16 protein-coding genes are annotated in these 16,904 nt (G+C 62.4%); 15 read left to right on the plus strand and 1 reads right to left on the minus strand.

The genetic code is table 11. From position 1 onward, the window contains the following. Window positions 1-62 precede the first annotated feature (62 nt). Window positions 63-527, minus strand: a complete 465-nt coding sequence (locus A462_RS23100) for a metallophosphoesterase family protein (protein ID WP_003208282.1) — start codon at window positions 525-527, stop codon at window positions 63-65. A gap of 193 nt (window positions 528-720) precedes the next feature. Here A462_RS23100 and A462_RS23095 point away from each other — a divergent pair, with 193 nt between their 5' ends. The 15 genes from A462_RS23095 to A462_RS23025 all read left to right on the plus strand — a co-directional run bounded on the left by A462_RS23095 (window position 721) and on the right by A462_RS23025 (window position 16,832). Next, on the plus strand, window positions 721-1,926 hold the full coding sequence (locus A462_RS23095; protein ID WP_008433131.1) for a DUF1835 domain-containing protein: 1,206 nt from the start codon (window positions 721-723) through the stop codon (window positions 1,924-1,926). Between the two features lie 59 nt (window positions 1,927-1,985). After that, window positions 1,986-2,912, plus strand: a complete 927-nt coding sequence (locus A462_RS23090) for a LysR family transcriptional regulator (protein WP_003208286.1) — start codon at window positions 1,986-1,988, stop codon at window positions 2,910-2,912. Window positions 2,913-3,023: 111 nt separating this feature from the next. Then, the gene (locus tag A462_RS23085) at window positions 3,024-4,307 is read left to right on the plus strand and encodes a flavin-containing monooxygenase (protein ID WP_008433135.1); all 1,284 of its coding nucleotides are present in this window, start codon (window positions 3,024-3,026) and stop codon (window positions 4,305-4,307) included. A gap of 13 nt (window positions 4,308-4,320) precedes the next feature. Beyond that, window positions 4,321-5,034, plus strand: a complete 714-nt coding sequence (locus A462_RS23080; RefSeq protein WP_032899103.1) for an SDR family NAD(P)-dependent oxidoreductase — start codon at window positions 4,321-4,323, stop codon at window positions 5,032-5,034. Between the two features lie 91 nt (window positions 5,035-5,125). Then, window positions 5,126-6,475, plus strand: coding sequence for an MFS transporter (locus A462_RS23075; RefSeq protein ID WP_008433139.1), 1,350 nt, complete (start codon window positions 5,126-5,128; stop codon window positions 6,473-6,475). A gap of 8 nt (window positions 6,476-6,483) precedes the next feature. Next, window positions 6,484-6,876, plus strand: a complete 393-nt coding sequence (locus A462_RS23070; protein ID WP_003208292.1) for a Rid family hydrolase — start codon at window positions 6,484-6,486, stop codon at window positions 6,874-6,876. A 147-nt stretch (window positions 6,877-7,023) separates the two neighbouring features. After that, window positions 7,024-7,944, plus strand: a complete 921-nt coding sequence (locus A462_RS23065) for an ABC transporter substrate-binding protein (protein WP_008433142.1) — start codon at window positions 7,024-7,026, stop codon at window positions 7,942-7,944. After that, window positions 7,941-9,059 (plus strand): phosphotransferase, encoded by a 1,119-nt coding sequence (locus A462_RS23060; protein ID WP_008433145.1) that lies wholly within the window; start codon window positions 7,941-7,943, stop codon window positions 9,057-9,059. The genes A462_RS23065 and A462_RS23060 overlap by 4 nt, the downstream gene beginning before the upstream one ends. Beyond that, complete coding sequence (locus A462_RS23055) at window positions 9,056-9,928, plus strand: sulfurtransferase (RefSeq protein WP_008433147.1); 873 nt, start codon at window positions 9,056-9,058, stop codon at window positions 9,926-9,928. Before A462_RS23060 ends, A462_RS23055 begins: the two co-directional genes overlap by 4 nt. 126 nt (window positions 9,929-10,054) lie before the next feature. Then, the gene (locus A462_RS23050; protein WP_008433149.1) at window positions 10,055-12,202 is read left to right on the plus strand and encodes a TonB-dependent siderophore receptor; all 2,148 of its coding nucleotides are present in this window, start codon (window positions 10,055-10,057) and stop codon (window positions 12,200-12,202) included. Window positions 12,203-12,214: 12 nt separating this feature from the next. Then, window positions 12,215-13,051 carry a 5'-nucleotidase, lipoprotein e(P4) family gene (locus A462_RS23045; protein WP_008433151.1) on the plus strand — a complete coding sequence of 279 codons (837 nt, stop codon included), beginning with the start codon at window positions 12,215-12,217 and terminating at the stop codon, window positions 13,049-13,051. A gap of 15 nt (window positions 13,052-13,066) precedes the next feature. After that, window positions 13,067-13,648 carry a nicotinamide riboside transporter PnuC gene (pnuC, locus tag A462_RS23040; RefSeq protein ID WP_008433153.1) on the plus strand — a complete coding sequence of 194 codons (582 nt, stop codon included), beginning with the start codon at window positions 13,067-13,069 and terminating at the stop codon, window positions 13,646-13,648. 139 nt (window positions 13,649-13,787) lie between these two features. Further along, window positions 13,788-14,606: an ABC transporter substrate-binding protein gene (locus A462_RS23035; protein ID WP_008433155.1), complete on the plus strand. Its 819-nt coding sequence runs from the start codon at window positions 13,788-13,790 to the stop codon at window positions 14,604-14,606. After that, window positions 14,603-15,433 carry an amino acid ABC transporter permease gene (locus A462_RS23030; protein ID WP_008433156.1) on the plus strand — a complete coding sequence of 277 codons (831 nt, stop codon included), beginning with the start codon at window positions 14,603-14,605 and terminating at the stop codon, window positions 15,431-15,433. The genes A462_RS23035 and A462_RS23030 overlap by 4 nt, the downstream gene beginning before the upstream one ends. A gap of 25 nt (window positions 15,434-15,458) precedes the next feature. Continuing rightward, entirely contained in the window at window positions 15,459-16,832 is a 1,374-nt protein-coding gene (locus A462_RS23025) for an LLM class flavin-dependent oxidoreductase (protein WP_008433157.1), read from the plus strand. Window positions 16,833-16,904: the final 72 nt, after the last annotated feature.

The raw sequence follows: 16,904 nt of genomic DNA on the forward strand, positions 1-16,904 counted from the left end.
CGTTAATTTCTTGGGGCTGCTGCGCAGCCCAGCGGGAGCAAGCTCCCTCGCCTCAGCGTTCTTCAGCGCTTGGGCTCCAGCGACACCAGGCGCGGCTTGATGGATTTCTCGCGCACCTCAAGCAACGCCAGGGTCACCGGCAACTTGAAACGTCGCCGCCCTGCACTGCCAGGGTTGAGAAACAGCCGCTCGCCGTGCCACTCGATCAATGGTTTGTGAGAGTGGCCAGTGATCACCAGCCGGATGCCCGGATCAAGCTCCTTCGGCACATCGGCAATGTCATGCACCAGCAACGCCCGCCAGCCGTTCAAGTCAAAATCCAGCCGGTCAGCCAAATGCTCTGCCCACGCGGCGTCGAGGTCGTTATTGCCGCGCACCACATGCAATGGCGCAATCGAGGCCAGCAACTCAAGGATCTCCGGGCTACCGATGTCCCCGGCGTGAACAATCTGCTCGCACCCTTCCAGGGCCGCCAGGGCCTCGGCACGGAGCAAGCCGTGGGTATCGGAAATCACACCAACTTTCATGAACGTCTCCTGTGCAAAACCCCGGCGCGATCCACCGGGCGGCTTGCAATCAATCATTGCACTGCCTATATTTCCCGCCTGGCGCCATCTACGCCACCATCCGCGGAAAGGGCTGCGCCCAAGACCTTGACTGAATATCACATTTCTACGACTCCCAACCTTAAAGCGGACAAGGTTTGTACAAGGAGATCGTATGTCGCAATCATTCTCGTCCACTAACGGCCGTATCAACCTTGAGCAGCAGCGCAAGCGCGCCAAGGAACTTTTGCAGCGCCTGAAAAGCGCCGATGCCGCCGCAACCCCGACCTTATCCGACGCCCAATGGTCGATCGCCAAGGAACTCGGTTTTCCCAGCTGGCCCAAGCTCAAGGCCCACGTCGATGCGGTGGATTTTGCCGCCCGCCATCCAGGTTTCGACGCCAGCGATGAAGCCCGCACCACCCACTGGCGCTGTGGCAACGATATCGCCCACAGCCTGGGCGTGGCGGGGTTCAAGGGCCGCTTCCGGATGCTGATTGACCCATTGTGCATGGGCCCGGTGCAGGACCTGCCTGCCGAGCAATACCAGGCCGTTCGCAGCCGCTATATCAGCCAGGTGTTTGCCATGGATGAGGCCGAAGTGGCGCGCCGGCATGCGGACGAATATCACCATCTTGAACAACTGGGCAGCGCCGGCCACAGCGTGTTGTGGTGTGAGGCGGATGCGTACGATCAGTTGTTCCTGATTCGCGCGCTGGCTGGGCTTGAGCATCTGCCTGAAAAACTGGAGTTGATCGAAGTCGATCGTATTCCCGGCGTGCAGCGTTTTATCGGCATCGGCCAACTGGCGCCTGAAGTATTGGCGTGGTTGTGGCCGCAGCGTCGGCGGGTCGATGAGGACATGCTGAAGCTGGCGCGGCAGGCCTGGCTGGCGTACTGCGACAGTTCGCCGGTCAAGCTGGCGGAACTGGCCCAGAGCAACCATACAGCCCTGCCCTTGCTGGCCCCGGCGTTGCGTCGGCAGTTGCAGGAGTTACCGGGTGTGCGGGACGGTTTGTCACTGACCGAGCGCCTGTCCCTGCACTACGTGGATGAGGCCGGGCCTGTGCCGTTTGGCCGGGTGTTTGCCGAGTTGATGGGCAAGCGCGAACCGCTGCCGTACCTGGGGGACATGATGTTCCATGCGCTGATGCGGCCGTTGATCGATGGCGAGAATCCGCTGTTGATCGAGTCCGGGGCTCAGTTGCCATGGCCACAGCGGGTGTTGGCGCTGACTGCGCTGGGTCGCCAGGTTCTGAACGGCGCAGCCTACTGGCCGGATCATGCAACGGAAGAACGCTGGGTAGGTGGCGTCTGCCTGCGACCGCGCCACCCGCACTGGACAATTGACGAACATGGCATGCCCGTGTGGAGTGATTGATTCTTCGCGACAGCTTTGATCTGTGTCATGTTGAGCCAAACAGGTAACGGTTCAGCGCGATGACCTTACAACAGCTCAACTACTTTCTCGCCGCCATCGAGCACGGTACGTTCTCCAAGGCGGCGGAAAGCCTGCATATTTCCCAACCCTCATTGTCCGAGCAGATCCTGCGGCTGGAGGAGCACCTGGGTACCCACGTGTTCATCCGCACCAATCGCCGACTGATGCTCACCGAAGCCGGACGCCGCCTGCAGCCATTTGCACAAGGCATGGTGACGTCAGCACGCCAGGGCTATGAAGCGGTGCAGGCTGTGCGTGAACTGTCCGGTGGCGTGGCCAGTTTTGGCACCTTCGGCACCGCCCACCACTATTTCCTCACGGACCTGATCGAGCAGTTCCGCACCCAGCACCCGGATATGCGGATCAAGATCGTCGGCTATAACTCCTCGGAAATCGCCGAGCTGGTGAGCCAGGGCGAAATTGAAGCGGGGCTGGTGATGCTGCCGATCAAGCAGCAGAACCTGACCGTCAGCGAGCCGGTCTGGTCGGCCCAGGTCGGCTATATCAGTGCCGACCCGGAGCGACTCAAGGGCCCGAAAACCATCAGCGACCTGGCGGTGGCACCGTTGATTCTCACCGAGGCGCGCTGGCGCACCGCCGACCCGATTCGCCGGTTGTTGGGGCAATTGGCGTCCAAGGGCGGCGAGGTGCTGGACCCGATCATCGAAGTGGAGCACCAGATCACCGGCTTCGAGCTGGCTGCGCGCGGGCTCGGCGATGTGATTGCCACGCGCCCGATCCTGCATCAGCTGGGCTTCAATGATCGCTTGGGCTGGGTGCCGATCAGCCCGGCGATCTTCGAGGTATTCGGCTTTATCCATCGCCACGACACGCCTATTTCGCCGCCCACCCGGGTGCTGATCAACCTGATGCGCAGCCACTTGAGCCGCATCCAGAACCTGTATGCGCACCTGGAGACGCTCTAGCCATAGGGATCACCTATAGGAAACACATGACTTAGCCCATTCATCCACCTCTTGCCGAGCGGGATACTCCAGCCAGCGACGCCACAACAGGCGCTTGAATGGGGAGCCAGCATGTCCAATCACTACTGCATCATTGGTGCCGGGGCCGCAGGGCTGGCGGCGCTGAAGACCATGACCGACGCCGGTTTCGAGGTGGACTGCTTCGAAAAGTCCGCGAACATCGGCGGTCACTGGAACAGCGACTACGATGCCTTGCACCTGATCACCCCCAAGAGCAGTTCCTTCTTTGACGGGTTCCCGATGCCCGCTGACTATCCGGTGTACCCGAGCCGCGATCAGGTCAAGGCGTACATGAACGCCTACACCGACACCTTCGGCCTGCGCGAAAAGATCACCTTCAACACCGAAGTGCGCAGCCTGAAGCCCCTGGACGAGAACGGCGAAGCGGGCTGGCAGGTGACCCTGGCAGACGGCACCCACAAACACTACAGCGGCGTGCTGGTGGCCAACGGTCACCTGTGGGATTGCAAGATCCCGCAAGTAAGCAAGGGGTTCACCGGCGTGTCGATTCACTCCGGCGAATACCGCAACGTGCAGCAGGTGCAAGGCAAGGTGCTGGTGGTGGGGTTTGGCAACTCCGGATGCGACCTCGCAGTGGATGCCGCCCAGACTCGCCTGGACACCACCATTGCGATCCGACGCGGCCAGCTGTTCCAGCCCAAGACCCTGTTCGGCCTGCCCCGGGGCGAGCTGCCGCTGCTGGGGCAATTGCCGCCAGAACAGCAGAACATGCTCATGAACATGCTGATCATGGCCAGCGTCGGCACCCACAAGAATTACCCCGGGCTACCGGCACCGGATACCTACGACCTGGATGCGCAACCGCCGGTGGTCAACACCTTGCTGCTGTACTGGATCCAGCACGGCCGAATCAAGGTCGCACCGGGTATCGAGAGCATCCAGGGCAAGACTGTCACGTTCACCGATGGCAGCCAGGTCGATTACGACACCATCGTCTGGGCTACCGGTTTCAACACGCGCCTGCCGTTCCTCGATGAACGCCTGCTGCAATGGCGCGACGGTGTTCCGCTGCGTACCGCCGCGATGACCTTGCCGACCAACCTGGAAGGCCTGTTCTACATCGGCCTGGGCGCCCCACGTGGCCCGCAATGGCCGGTGTATTGCGAGCAGACCCGGCTAGTGATGCGCTTTCTCACCCTGCGCGAGCGTGGCATGCAAGGCCTGGCGGCGAAGTTTGCCCAGTTGCAGCCGGCCGACTCACGCATCGATATCGTCAAGCGCGAATGGCTGAGCAACTACCAGGAGACCCAGCGCCAACTGGATGTGCTGGAACTGGCTCTGCAACCCGGCACCCCTCTTCCTCAATACGCCTGATCGGATAGCCCTTATGAACACTGCACCGCACTCCAGCGTTATCGTCACCGGGACTTCCTCGGGCATGGGCCAGGCCGTCGCACAGCGCTTTCAGGCTGAAGGCTGGCACGTCGTCGCTGTGGACGTAACACCCAGCACACAGCCGGCGAGCCCCTTTTTTTCGCCAGTGGTCGGCGACATCACCCAGGAAGCCACACTGGCCCGTACCCTCGATGCCGCCCTGGACGGCAAGGCACCGCTGCGAGCCGTAGTGAATGCGGCGGGGGTCTTTCCCACGTCATCCCTGGATAGCTTCAGCGAAGCGCTGTACCGCAAGATATTCGACATCAACGTGCTGGGCTCACTGAACATCGCACGTATCGGCACCCGTCACCTGAAAGCCGCCGGCGGAGGCGCTATCGTGTTCTTCGCCTCGGTGGATGCGTTCACCGTGTCGAAAAACCAGTTGCTCTACAGCGCCTCCAAGGCTGCTGTGGTGTCGATGACCCGCTCCCTGGCCATCGAACTGGCCGGCGACAATATTGTGGTCAACGCACTGGCCCCGGGCTGGGTGGATACCGAAGGCACCCGTGCCGGCGGGCGCATCGAGGCCGCCATCGAATCGATCCCCTTGAAACGCGCCGCGCGGGTCGAAGAAATCGCCGAATGGGTCTGGCAACTGAGCGCCAAACCCTCCTACATAACAGGCGAATCATTGTGCATCGCCGGGGGCGTGTATATGCGATGACCCCAGCCTCCGCAGGCCCCGCGCATCAGACGTGGGCCTGCCACTCCCAATTGACTGCTGCCTCACTACAATTATTCCAGAGGGCAATATCATGGGCGAAGTTCACGCTTCCTCGATTCATCAAGGGTTTCCCGCCGACCGTGCATCGGCTGAACCCTCACGCAAACGGCTGACCAAAGCGGTCGTCGGCGTGACACTGGGCAATATGGTCGAATGGTTCGACTTTGCGCTCTACTCCTCTCTCGCCGGCATCATCGGCAAGACGTTCTTCCACAACGACAACCCGACCACCCAGTTGATGGCGATCTACGCCACCTTCGCGGCGGGCTTCCTGATTCGGCCACTGGGCAGCCTGGTGTTCGGTCCCATTGGCGACAAGTTTGGCCGGCGCACGGCGCTGTCGCTGAGCATCACGCTGATGGCCGTCGCAACCTTCGCCATTGCCTTGATCCCGAGTTACGCGAGCATCGGCCTGTTTGCGCCCGTCCTGTTGATTCTCATGCGTCTGCTCCAGGGCCTGTCGGCGGGTGGCGAGTACGGCGGTTCCTGCACGTTCATCGCCGAGCATTCGCCGGACGAGCGACGCAGCTTTTTCACCAGTTGGCTGGAATTCGGCAATATCTCCGGGTTCCTGCTGGGCGGTGCAGTGGTCAGCCTGTTTACCCTGGGCCTGGGCGAACAAGCCATGCAGGACTGGGGCTGGCGCGTACCCTTTGCGATTGGCGGCCTGCTCGGCCTGATCGCCCTCTACTTGCGCCTTGGCCTGGAAGAAACACCAGTGTTCAAGGAAATCCAGGCCAACGAAAAACTGCGAAAGGCGACGGGCGCCGAACCCAGCCTGTTCAGCTTACTGGTCAACGAATGGCCGAAAATCCTGCAATGCATGGGCCTGGTCACCGTGTTCAACGTGACCTACTACATCATCCTCGGGTACATCCCGGGTTATCTGGAAAACGTACTCGGGTACAGCAATACGTTCGCCAGGAACCTGGGGATGGCCGCGACGCTGTTCATGCTGGTGTTGATCCCGGTTTCAGGCTTGCTGGCCGACCGACTGGGCCGGAACCGGATGATCATTACCGGCTGCGTGCTGCTGATCGTCATGGCGTTCCCCTGCTTCATGCTGCTGCATACCCAGAGTGTCGGGTTGCTGCTGGCCGCCCTGCTGATCCTGACCCTCGCCCAGTTGTTTTTTGAAGGAGCGATGCCGGCCACCATGACTTCGCTGTTCAAGGCCCGCGTGCGCTACAGCGCCCTCGCCTTGAGCTACAACGTCGCGGTCTCGCTGTTCGGAGGCACGGCCCCGCTGATCAATACCTGGCTGATATCGATCACCGGCAACCAGATGATTCCCGCCTGGTACCTGATCGGCGGTGCCGTGGTCGGCCTGATTTCGATCCTGTTCGTCAAGGACTCCACCGGTAAACCCCTCCCAACATGAGAACCACCATGACCAGTAAAACCACAGCGCGGCAAACTATTTCCTCGGGCGGTCAGTACGAAAACGTGTTCGGTTATTCCCGCGCCGTTCGCGTTGGCAACCACCTGCACATCTCCGGCACCTGCGCCTCACCCGATTACGAACACAGCAATGCTTACGAACAGGCCCAGGCCATTCTCGTCACCGTCAACAAAGTGTTGGCCGAGGCGGGCATGGGCCCTGAAGACGTAGTGCGCACCGTGGTCTACCTGCGGGATATCAACGATGCCGCCTCCGTCGCCAAGGCACACAGCGAGGTGTTCGACGCCATTCGCCCGGCCAGCAGCCTGATTCAGGTGGATTCGATGCTGCGCCCCTGGCAGAAAGTCGAAATCGAAACGTACGCCATCGTTGCCGATTGACCCAGGCGATGAGTAAAAAACCGCGGCTTGGGCCGCGGTTTTTTTTGGTCCCGGTTATATCCATAGCAATAAACGATATTGGTATATACCAGATTGCTCCCTTATAAATCGCCCCCATCAAAAGACTGCAGGCTGGAGAAGCAAGCGATGGTGTCGGTAAAGGTAATGCTGGAGTACTTTCATCCCTGGCCGAATTCGGCGGGTTTGTACCTGGCGCGGGAACGCGGCTGGTACGCCGAGCTGGGCCTGGATGTGGAGTTGGTGGTGCACGACCCCTACCGTGGCGACACCCTTGAACACCTGCTGACCGGCGCGGCGGACTTCGGCATTTTCCCCAGCAACCGCCTGCTGGTCCGGCGCGGCCGGGGGCAAGCGCTGCAAGGCATCGCGGCGATCAATCATGCGGGCCTTGAGTCGATTCAAACCCTGACCGACTCCGGCATCCGCCGCCCACGAGACCTGGTGGGCAAGCGCCTGGCGCTCAACCCCACGCCACGGGGTTTGGCGATGGTGCGTCACCTGGTGAGCAACGACGGTGGCGACCCCGATGGCGTGATCCTGGTGGACAGCGGCGTGCGTGAGTTGCGGCCCGAACAGTTGGCCGAAGGCATCGCCGATGCCAGTTTCGGCGGCTACTGGGCCTGGGAAGCGTTGATGCACAGCCCAATCGAAGCAGAACGCCGGGTGGTGTTGCCGGTGGATCAGATTGGCGCACCGGCGTATCACAGCTACCTGTTGGGCGCCCACGAACGAACCCTCGCCGAGCAGCCCGGGTTGGTGCGTGATTTCCTCGCGGCCACCGCCCGTGGCTATCTCGCCGTGGCCGAAGAGCCAGCCATCGCGCTGGCGGCCTATGAGCACACCACACCGTATTTCCCGGCGGAATTGCTCAGCGCATCCCTGCACAAAATCGCTCCGACCTGGCTGCATGACGGTCGTTGGGGCGAGCAACGCCAGGCGCTGCTGAAACCTTATGCCGAGTGGCTGCACGAGCACGCGGTGCTCGACAATCCGCAGGTGTGGCAAGGGGCAACCAGCAACGCCTATCTGCCCGGGGCGACGGCATGAATCCACAACGCACCGCCCATGGCCTGGGGCTTGATCCGGTAGCTGCCGACTGGCCAGCGCTGCACGAAGCAGATATCCAACAGTTGCTGCACGAGTACCCGCAACTGGGTCAACTGCGCAGTTTGCATTGGCACAGCCCGCGACCGTTCTCCGCTGCCGGGCTGATCAATACCGGCAGCGCCACCCTGTTCGTCAAACGGCATCACCGACACGTGCGCCAAGCCGCATGGCTGGAAGAAGAACACCGCCTGATCGCCCACCTGCATCGCCACGGCGCACCGGTTGCCGCAGTGGTGCCGAACCGCCACGGTGCAACGGCCACGACGCAAGGTGAATGGACCTACGAGATTCACCATGTCGCCGAGGGCCTTGACCTGTACCGCGATGCGCTGTCGTGGTCGCCCTTCCAAAGCACTCAACATGCGCAGGCGGCGGGTGTGGCGCTGGCTCGATTGCACATCGCAGCCGAGCACTACAGCGCACCCCGCCGTCAAACAGAAGTGCTGCTGGCCAATGCCCGGGTGATCGATCAACCCGCGCCACTGGCCGCGATCGCCAACACCCCCGCGCTGACCGAGTACCTCGCCGACAAGGATTGGCACGCACGGCTGACCGAGTTGCTGTTGCCCTGGCACGCGCCCCTGCAACCCTTGCTGCACCAACAACCGGCGCTCTGGACCCATAACGACTGGCACGCCTCGAACCTGCTGTGGCATGCAGACGGCAACGTCGCCAGCGTGCTGGACTTCGGCCTCGCCGACCGCACCTTCGCCCTCTACGACCTGGCGACCGCCATCGAACGCAACGCCGTGCCCTGGCTGGACCTGGACAGCGGTGGACTGGCAGCAGCGGACCTCGACAGCGTCGACGCATTGCTCACCGGCTATCATCGGGGCCGGCCATTGAGCGCCCAGGACCTGCACACCCTGAGCGCCCTGCTGCCGTTGGTGCATGTGGATTTTGCCCTGTCCGAAATCGCGTACTACCAAGGCGTAGTGGGTTCCACCCGCAGCGCCGACGTGGCCTATCACGCCTACCTGCTGGGCCATCTGCAGTGGTTTGCCAGTGCCCAGGGGCAACGATTGCTCAACCACCTGCGGCGAAAATCCGTATGAGTATCCTGGTCGATACCGATTGGCTGCATGCCCACCTCGGGGAGCCCGGGCTGGTGATACTGGACGCCACCGTCGTCCTGCCGTCCCCGCGTTTTGACGGTGATTACCGGGTCGCCAGCGGTCATGCCGGTTGGCTGCACGCACATATCCCCGGCGCACGGCATGCCGATTTGCTGACCGATCTGGCCGACGTTCAAGCGAGCTACAGCTTCGCCCTGCCAACACCACAAGGCCTGATTCAGGCACTGGCGAATCTGGGTGCAGGCGCCGGCAGCAACGTGGTGATCTACGATCGCGCCGACGGTTTCTGGGCCGCACGCCTGTGGTGGATGCTGCGCGGGCTGGGCATTCACGCCGGCGTGCTGGACGGTGGTTTCAACGCCTGGCAACGGGCGGGGTTACCGCAACACAGCGGGCAGCCTGCAAACACACCCGTCGTCGAACCCTGGCCGATCAGCACCTACGCACCACTGTGGATCGACCGCGCAGGCGTTGAGGCGGTGGCCGCAGGACAAGCACCCGGCGTACTCGTCTGCGCGTTGGGCAGCGCCTTGTTCGACGGCACCGCAGCCACCCGCTACGCCCGGCGCGGGCACATTCCCGGCAGCCACAACCTGCCGGCACGCACGCTGTTTGATGCACAGGGTCGCTACCTGCCCAAGGACGCCCTGGCCGTGGCTATCGGACCCACGCTGCTGCACAGCGACGGTCCATTGATTCTGTACTGCGGCGGCGGAATTTCCGCGGCGGCCAACGCCCTGGCCCTGACCCTGCTGGGTCGCCAGGACCTCGCACTCTACGACGGCTCGCTGCAGGAATGGGCCGCCGACGCACGCTTACCAATGACTACCGGAGCAGCTCCGGCCTGACGCCCTTTGCGGCGACCCCGGCTTTTTAATTTCGTACTGGCAACCCGTCCGTTGCGCAGCGCAGGGCCCCTTTGCGCCCAATAAAGCGCGAGGCGCCAGCGGGCAGGCCCTTGGAGCGCTCCTTTTATGGCAACACCGTACCGTCACACCCTGCTCGCCCTGAGCATCACCCTCGCCGCCACGGCCGCCCACGCCCAGGACGCGACCCTGGACACCGTCACCGTAGTCGGTGAACAGGCCACCGACTACCAGGCGAAAAAGGCCGCTGTCGCCGGCTTCGATAACGCCACGCTGCTGGACACCCCGGCCTCGGTGGCGGTGATCACCGAGGCTCGCCTGAAAGACCAGCAAGCCCGCCTGCTCAGTGAAGTATTGAAGAACGACGCCTCGGTCGGCGACAGCTATGCGCCGGTGGGTTACTACGAGAATTTCGTGGTGCGCGGTTTCTCGTTGAACCCGGCCAGCAGCTACAAGATCAACGGTCGCACCATCACCGGCGAACAGAACGTCGCACTGGAAAACAAGCAGCAAGTGGAAGTGCTCAAGGGCCTGTCCGGGCTGCAAAGCGGCGTGTCCGAACCCGGCGGCTTGATCAACTACGTAAGCAAGCGCCCGGAGAACGTGCGCTCGGTGACTGTCTCCACCAACGAACACGGCGAGCGCTACCTGGCCACCGACGTCGGCGGCTGGCTCGGTGCCGAGCAGCAGGTGGGGGTGCGGGTCAACCTGGCCCACGAAGACATCCGTTCCTACGTCGACCACGCCGACGGCCAGCGGGACTTTGCCTCCCTGGCCCTCGACTGGAACATCAGCCCCAACGCCCTGCTGCAACTGAACGCCGAATACCAGAACCGCGAGCAACGCTCGGTGCCCGGATACCAATTGCTCGGCGGCACCACCGTGCCCCACAACGTGTCGCCACGTGATCTGCTGGGCTACCAGAGCTGGTCGAACCCGGTGGGCATCAAGTCGCTGAACCTCGACGGCCTGTTCGAATACCGCTTCAACGAGGCCTGGAAAGCCAGCTTCAGCGCCTCCCGCAGCCGCGTGGTGATCGACGACTACAGCACCTTCGCCTGGGGTTGCTACGGCGCCGCCAGTTGCGCCAACACCGCAGTGCCCAACCACTTCAGCGCCGAGGGCGACTACGACATCTCGGACTACCGCAGCCCCGATGACACCCGCAGCAACGAAGAAGCCCAGGCCGCCCTCAACGGCCAGTTCGACACCGGTTTTCTCAAGCATGACCTGACCTTCGGCACCACTGCCTACCGCCGCCTGGTGGACCGGCGTGAATCAGTCAACGAATACATCGGCGAGGGCAATATCTACGAAAAGCCGCCGGTGCTTGACCCCTACGAGGGGCCGCTGGGCCATACCTACCGGCGCCTGGACAGCCGCCAATACGGGCTGTTCGCCAGCGACCGCATCAGCTTCAACGAGCAGTGGCAAACCATTCTCGGCGGGCGCCAGGTGCGCCTCGACGAAGAAACCTACGACCAGGCCGGCGACACCACCCGCCATACCCAGCGCAGCGTATTCCTGCCCCAGGTGGCGCTGATCTACAAGCCGCGCCCGGACACCACCCTGTACGCCAGCTACAGCAAGGGCCTGCCCCTGGGCGGCACCGCGGCATGGTTCAGCAGCAACGCCGATGAGGTATTGCCGCCGACCACCTCGCGCCAGCTGGAAGTGGGGATCAAGCGTGACTTCCAGCGCCTGAGCCTGACCGCCGCGCTGTTCCAGATCACCCAGGACCTGCAATACAACCGGCCCAACGATGACGGCACCCTCACCTTTGTGCAGCAAGGCAAGCAGAAGAACGTGGGTCTGGAACTCTCTGCCAACGGCCGAGTGACCGATAACCTGCAAGTGTCGGCCAGCGTGGCGGCGATTCGCGCCCGGGTGAGCGGCAGCGGCACCGACGACTACGACGGCCACCAGGCGATCAACGTACCCAAGCTGCGCGCCAGCCTGCACGGCGACTACAGCATTCCCGGGATCAAGGGCCTGGCCCTGCTCGGCGGCGTGCAATACAGCGGCAGCAAGTACGCGAACCGCGAGGCCAGCGTGAAGGTCGACGACTATGCGGTGTTCGATGTCGGCGGACGCTACAGCACCAAAGTCGGTGATTACGATACTGTGCTGCGCCTGACCGTCGACAACCTGTTCGACAAACGCTACTGGCGCGATGTGGGTGAATCGGCGGGCGATGGCTACCTGTTCTTGGGCGCGCCACGCACCGCGCGGTTATCCGCCACCGTCAATTTTTGAGGCTGACTGTTCATGCGTAATCTGATTTTTGCCAGTGTGTGCCTGCTCTCCACCGCCCTCGTCGGCTGCCAGCAGCAACCGCCCGCCAACGACCAGCTGGATGCGGTGCTGTGGACCCAGACCTCCATCGAGCACGAGCTGATCTACCGCCAGGTGTTCGCCAACGCCACTCGCCAACTGGACGTGGCCCTCAAGACCCCGGACTGGGACGCCCTGCCCTTGCCACCGCGCAATCTGGCCGGGCTGCCGCCAGCGGTGATCGTCGACATCGACGAGACCGTGCTCGACAACATCCCGCTGAATGCCCGGGACGTCGTCAACAACCAGGTCTACTCCTACGACCGCTGGAACACCTGGGTCGACCAGGCCAAGGCCCAGGCGCTGCCGGGCGCCGTGACGTTCCTGCAGGCCGCCAAACACAAAGGCATCACGGTGTACTACATCACCAACCGCGAGCAAAGCCAGGTCCGGGCCACCGTCAACAACCTGCGCCTGCGGGGCTTTCCGGTGGACAGCGAGCAGCAGGTACTGGCTGCCGGCACGCCCATTGGCGGCTGCGAACACGCCGGCTACGGCAAGAACTGCCGACGCCAATGGGTCGCCCAACACGCCCGCGTGCTGATCCTGGCGGGTGATTCCCTGGGGGATTTCGTGCAGGCCGAACACAACACCCTGGACGCCCAGCGCGAGGCCGCCGAACCCTACCTGGGCTGGCTCGGCCAGCGCTGGTTCGTGCTGCCCAACCCGACTTACGGCAACTGGTACAGCGCGCCGTATGGCGACCAGGAAAAACTGCCCTTTGAACGCAAGCGCCAGCTCAAGCAACAAGCGCTGCACCTGCAAAACTGACCCTGAGGGGACCGTATGACGCCGCTGGAAATAGTCGCTGTGATCTTCAATATCGCCGGGGTGTGGCTCACCGCCCGACGGGTGCGCTGGTGCTGGCCGGTCAGCGTGGTCGCGGTGTTGCTGTACGGCTGGATCTTCTTCGACGTGAAGCTGTATTCCGACATGCTCCTGCAACTGGTCTTCGCTGTGTTGCAGGGCTACGGCTGGTGGCGCTGGAGCACCGGGCGCATCGACGCGGGCAAGGTGCGGGTGGAACGGCTGCCGGTCCAGGAAGCATGGCGGCACCTGCTCGCCGGGGTGATCGGCGCGCTGCTGCTGGGCGCCGCCATGCACCACTTCACCGATGCCGCACTGCCGTGGCTGGACTCGCTGCTCACCGCTTTCAGCCTAGTGGCCAGCCTGTGGGCGGCGCGCAAGTATGTGGTGAGCTGGTGGCTGTGGATCGTGCTGGATACGGTCTACGTGGGCCTGTTTGTGTACAAGGACCTGCAACTGACCGCTGCGCTGTATGCCGGGTTTGTGGTGCTGGCGGCGTATGGGTTGGTGTCATGGCAGCGTGACCTGCGCCAACAGGAACAGCAACTTTCAGTTGCTTGAACACGATGTTTGTTTCCCAACTGTTGCCAGGCCAACAGTTGGGAAAACATATAACTAAAACAACGCATTACAGTACATAAAATCATTAAACATAAAGCCCTTATCGCGTTTAAATATAAAAAATCCCATGGGTATATTTATGAATTTACGTACTGTCGTGACCTTGGGCCTGGCCCTGTTAGTGGCCAGCCCGGCGGTGTTCGCCGGGGCAACGCTGGATCGCATCACGCAATCCAAACAGTTGGTTGGCGTGCTGATGGAGAACTATCCGCCCTTCTCTTTTCTCAATGAACAAAACCAGCTGGATGGCTTCGACGTCGACGTGGCCAAGGCCGTGGCCGACAAACTTGGCGTCACCCTGAAGTTGGAAACACCCTCTTGGGAAGTAATCGCAGCAGGCCGCTGGCAAGGGCGTTATGACGTGTGCATCTGCTCCATGACCCCAAGTGCCGCCCGTGGGCAAGTGTTCAATTTTCCTGTCGAGTATTACGCCTCACCGGCGGTCATCGTGGTCAACGCCGATGAATCTTCCATCCACTCGGCCAGTGACCTTTCCGGGAAAAAAGTCGGCGTGGGCAGCGCCTCGACCTACGAGGCCTACCTGAACAAAGACTTGGTGATCGAAGGCGCCAACACGCCAATCGAATACCCGTTCAGCCAGATTCAAGCCGTGCCTTACGACAATGAAATCGTGGCCTTCCAGGACTTGGCGCTCGGCACCGGCAAACGCTTGGACGCAATGCTCACCAACCTGGTGACCGCCAATGAGCGAATCAAGCATGACCCACGCTTCAAGGTCGTCGGCAAACAGCTTTACAGCGAGCCCAACGTGGTCGCCACCGAAAAAGGCGACCCCCAATGGGACGCGAGGCTGACCCAAGTGCTGGCCGACCTTAAAAGCGACGGCACGCTGACGAAGATCTCCCAGAAATGGATTGGCGCAGACATCACCCAATGAGCGTTTTTCCCACCCCGACCTCTGTGGTGAAACCGCCGCCCGTCAAACACCAGTGGTTGCCCTTCCAGGTGCGCCTGTGGCTGACCTGGGGCGTGATGCTGTGCCTGTTCGCCGGGCTGTTCATGAGCTTCGACCTGAAGTTTGCGATCGTCGCGGCCAAGTGGCAAAACCTGGTGGGCCTGCACCTGTCGCCCAACGGCTTTCTGCAGGGTGCGGCGCTGACGCTGTTCCTGTGTTTCTGCTCGATCTGGCTGTCCCTGGCCCTGGGGTTTGCGACGGCCATGGCGCGCTTGTCGAACAGCGCGGTGGCGTTCGGGATTGCCAGTTTTTACGCCTCGTTCTTTCGCGGCACGCCGCTGCTGATCCAGATTTTGCTGATCTACCTCGGCCTGCCCCAGTTGGGCGTAGTGCCGGGCGCCATCAGCGCCGGGATCATTGCACTGTCGTTGAACTACGGGGCATACCTGAGCGAGATCTTTCGCGCCGGCATCATCGGAGTGTCCCAGGGCCAGCGGAATGCAGCGGCGGCGCTGGGTATGGGCCCGGCGGTGACGTTCTGGCAGATCGTGCTGCCCCAGGCGATGCGCACCATCATTCCACCGACCACCAGCCAGTTCATTTCGATGCTCAAGGACTCATCGCTGGTCTCGGTCATGGGCGTCTGGGAAGTGATGTTCCTCGCGCAGTCCTACGGGCGCTCCTCATACCGCTATATCGAAATGCTCACCACCGCTGCCGTCATCTACTGGCTGCTCTCCATTGGCCTGGAACTGATCCAGGCACGCCTGGAGCGGCACTACGGCAAGGCCTACCTTCACGGGCGATAACCGCTTTTTACCTGCAGGAAGCACAATGTCTGATCCAACCCCGTTGTTATTCGGCCTGTACGAACAAGCCAGTGTCGGCTGCGGCGGCGCGCCCAGCCTGTGGACCCACCCGGCGGATGAACGCCTGGGCATCAACACCCTCAAGTACTGGTCGAACCTGGCCCGCACGGCAGATGAAGCCAACCTCGACCTGATGTTCTTCGGCGATGTGCTGGGCTTCTACGATGTGTTTGGCGGGTCCGAAGCGGCGGCGTTGAAATGGGCGGTGGAAGCGCCGGCCAACGACCCGCTGACGATCATTCCCGCACTGGTGGCCCTGACCGAAAAGCTCGCCTTTGGCGTCACGGTCAGCACCACCTATGAACACCCATTCACCCACGCCCGGCGCTTCAGCACCCTGGACCATTTGTCCGATGGGCGTATCGGCTGGAACATCGTCACCTCTTACCTGTCCAGCGCCGCACGCAACTTCGGCCTGGAGCAGATGATCAAGCACGACGACCGCTACGAACGCGCCGAAGAGTTTCTCGACGTGGTGTACAAGCTCTGGGAAGGCAGCTGGGCCGATGACGCGGTGCTCGCCGACAAACTCGCACGCACCTATGCCGATGGCACGCGTGTTCGACCGATCCAGCATGCCGGCGACCATTACCGGGTGGCCGGCCCGCACCTCACGTCCCCCTCACCGCAACGCACTCCGCTGCTGATCCAGGCGGGTTGGTCGGGCCGTGGCCGGCAGTTCGCGGCCAAACATGCAGAGCTGGTGTTTATCGCCAAATCCAACCCGCTGGAGATACGCCAGGGGCTGGAAGATATCTGGCGCCAGGCCGAGGCCCGCGGGCGCAGTCAGCAAGACGTCAAATCCCTGACCGTGTTGCGCATCGTCACGGCCCCCACCGCCATCGAAGCACAAAAGAAATACGAGACCCTGCAAAGCAACTATCACCTGCAGGCGCAGTTGGTGAGCTACGCTGGCGACACCGGTATCGATATCAGCCGCTACGCCGACAGCGAAGCACTGTCCACTCACACCGAAGGCATGACCTCCTACGTGATGAAACCCGATGGCAGCGGTAAACCGCTGACCGCCGGCGAGGTCAAGCAACGCTTCGCCAACGTGACGCGGGGCAGCGACCTGATCCTGGTGGGCACGCCGGAGCAGGTGGCGGAAAAAATCGAGGAACACGCCAGAATCTCCGGCACCAGCGGCTACATGCTCAACCCGTTGATCAGCCCCGGCTCGCTGAATGACTTTGTCGAACTGGTGATCCCGGCCCTGCAAAAACGTGGGTTGTATCGCACCACACCGCAGACCGGCACCCTGCGTTCGCGGCTCAGCGCCGACGGCAGTGACCGCTTGCCAACCTCGGCCCATGGGGCTTCGTTCCGCTTTGAGTAAGGTGCTGGTGGGCACTGCGTGACCTGCGCCAACAGGAACGGTAGAGTCACGCCCACGCCAGGCCTGCACACG

Source organism: Pseudomonas sp. Ag1, from assembly GCF_000278565.1.
Classification (GTDB): Bacteria; Pseudomonadota; Gammaproteobacteria; order Pseudomonadales; family Pseudomonadaceae; genus Aquipseudomonas.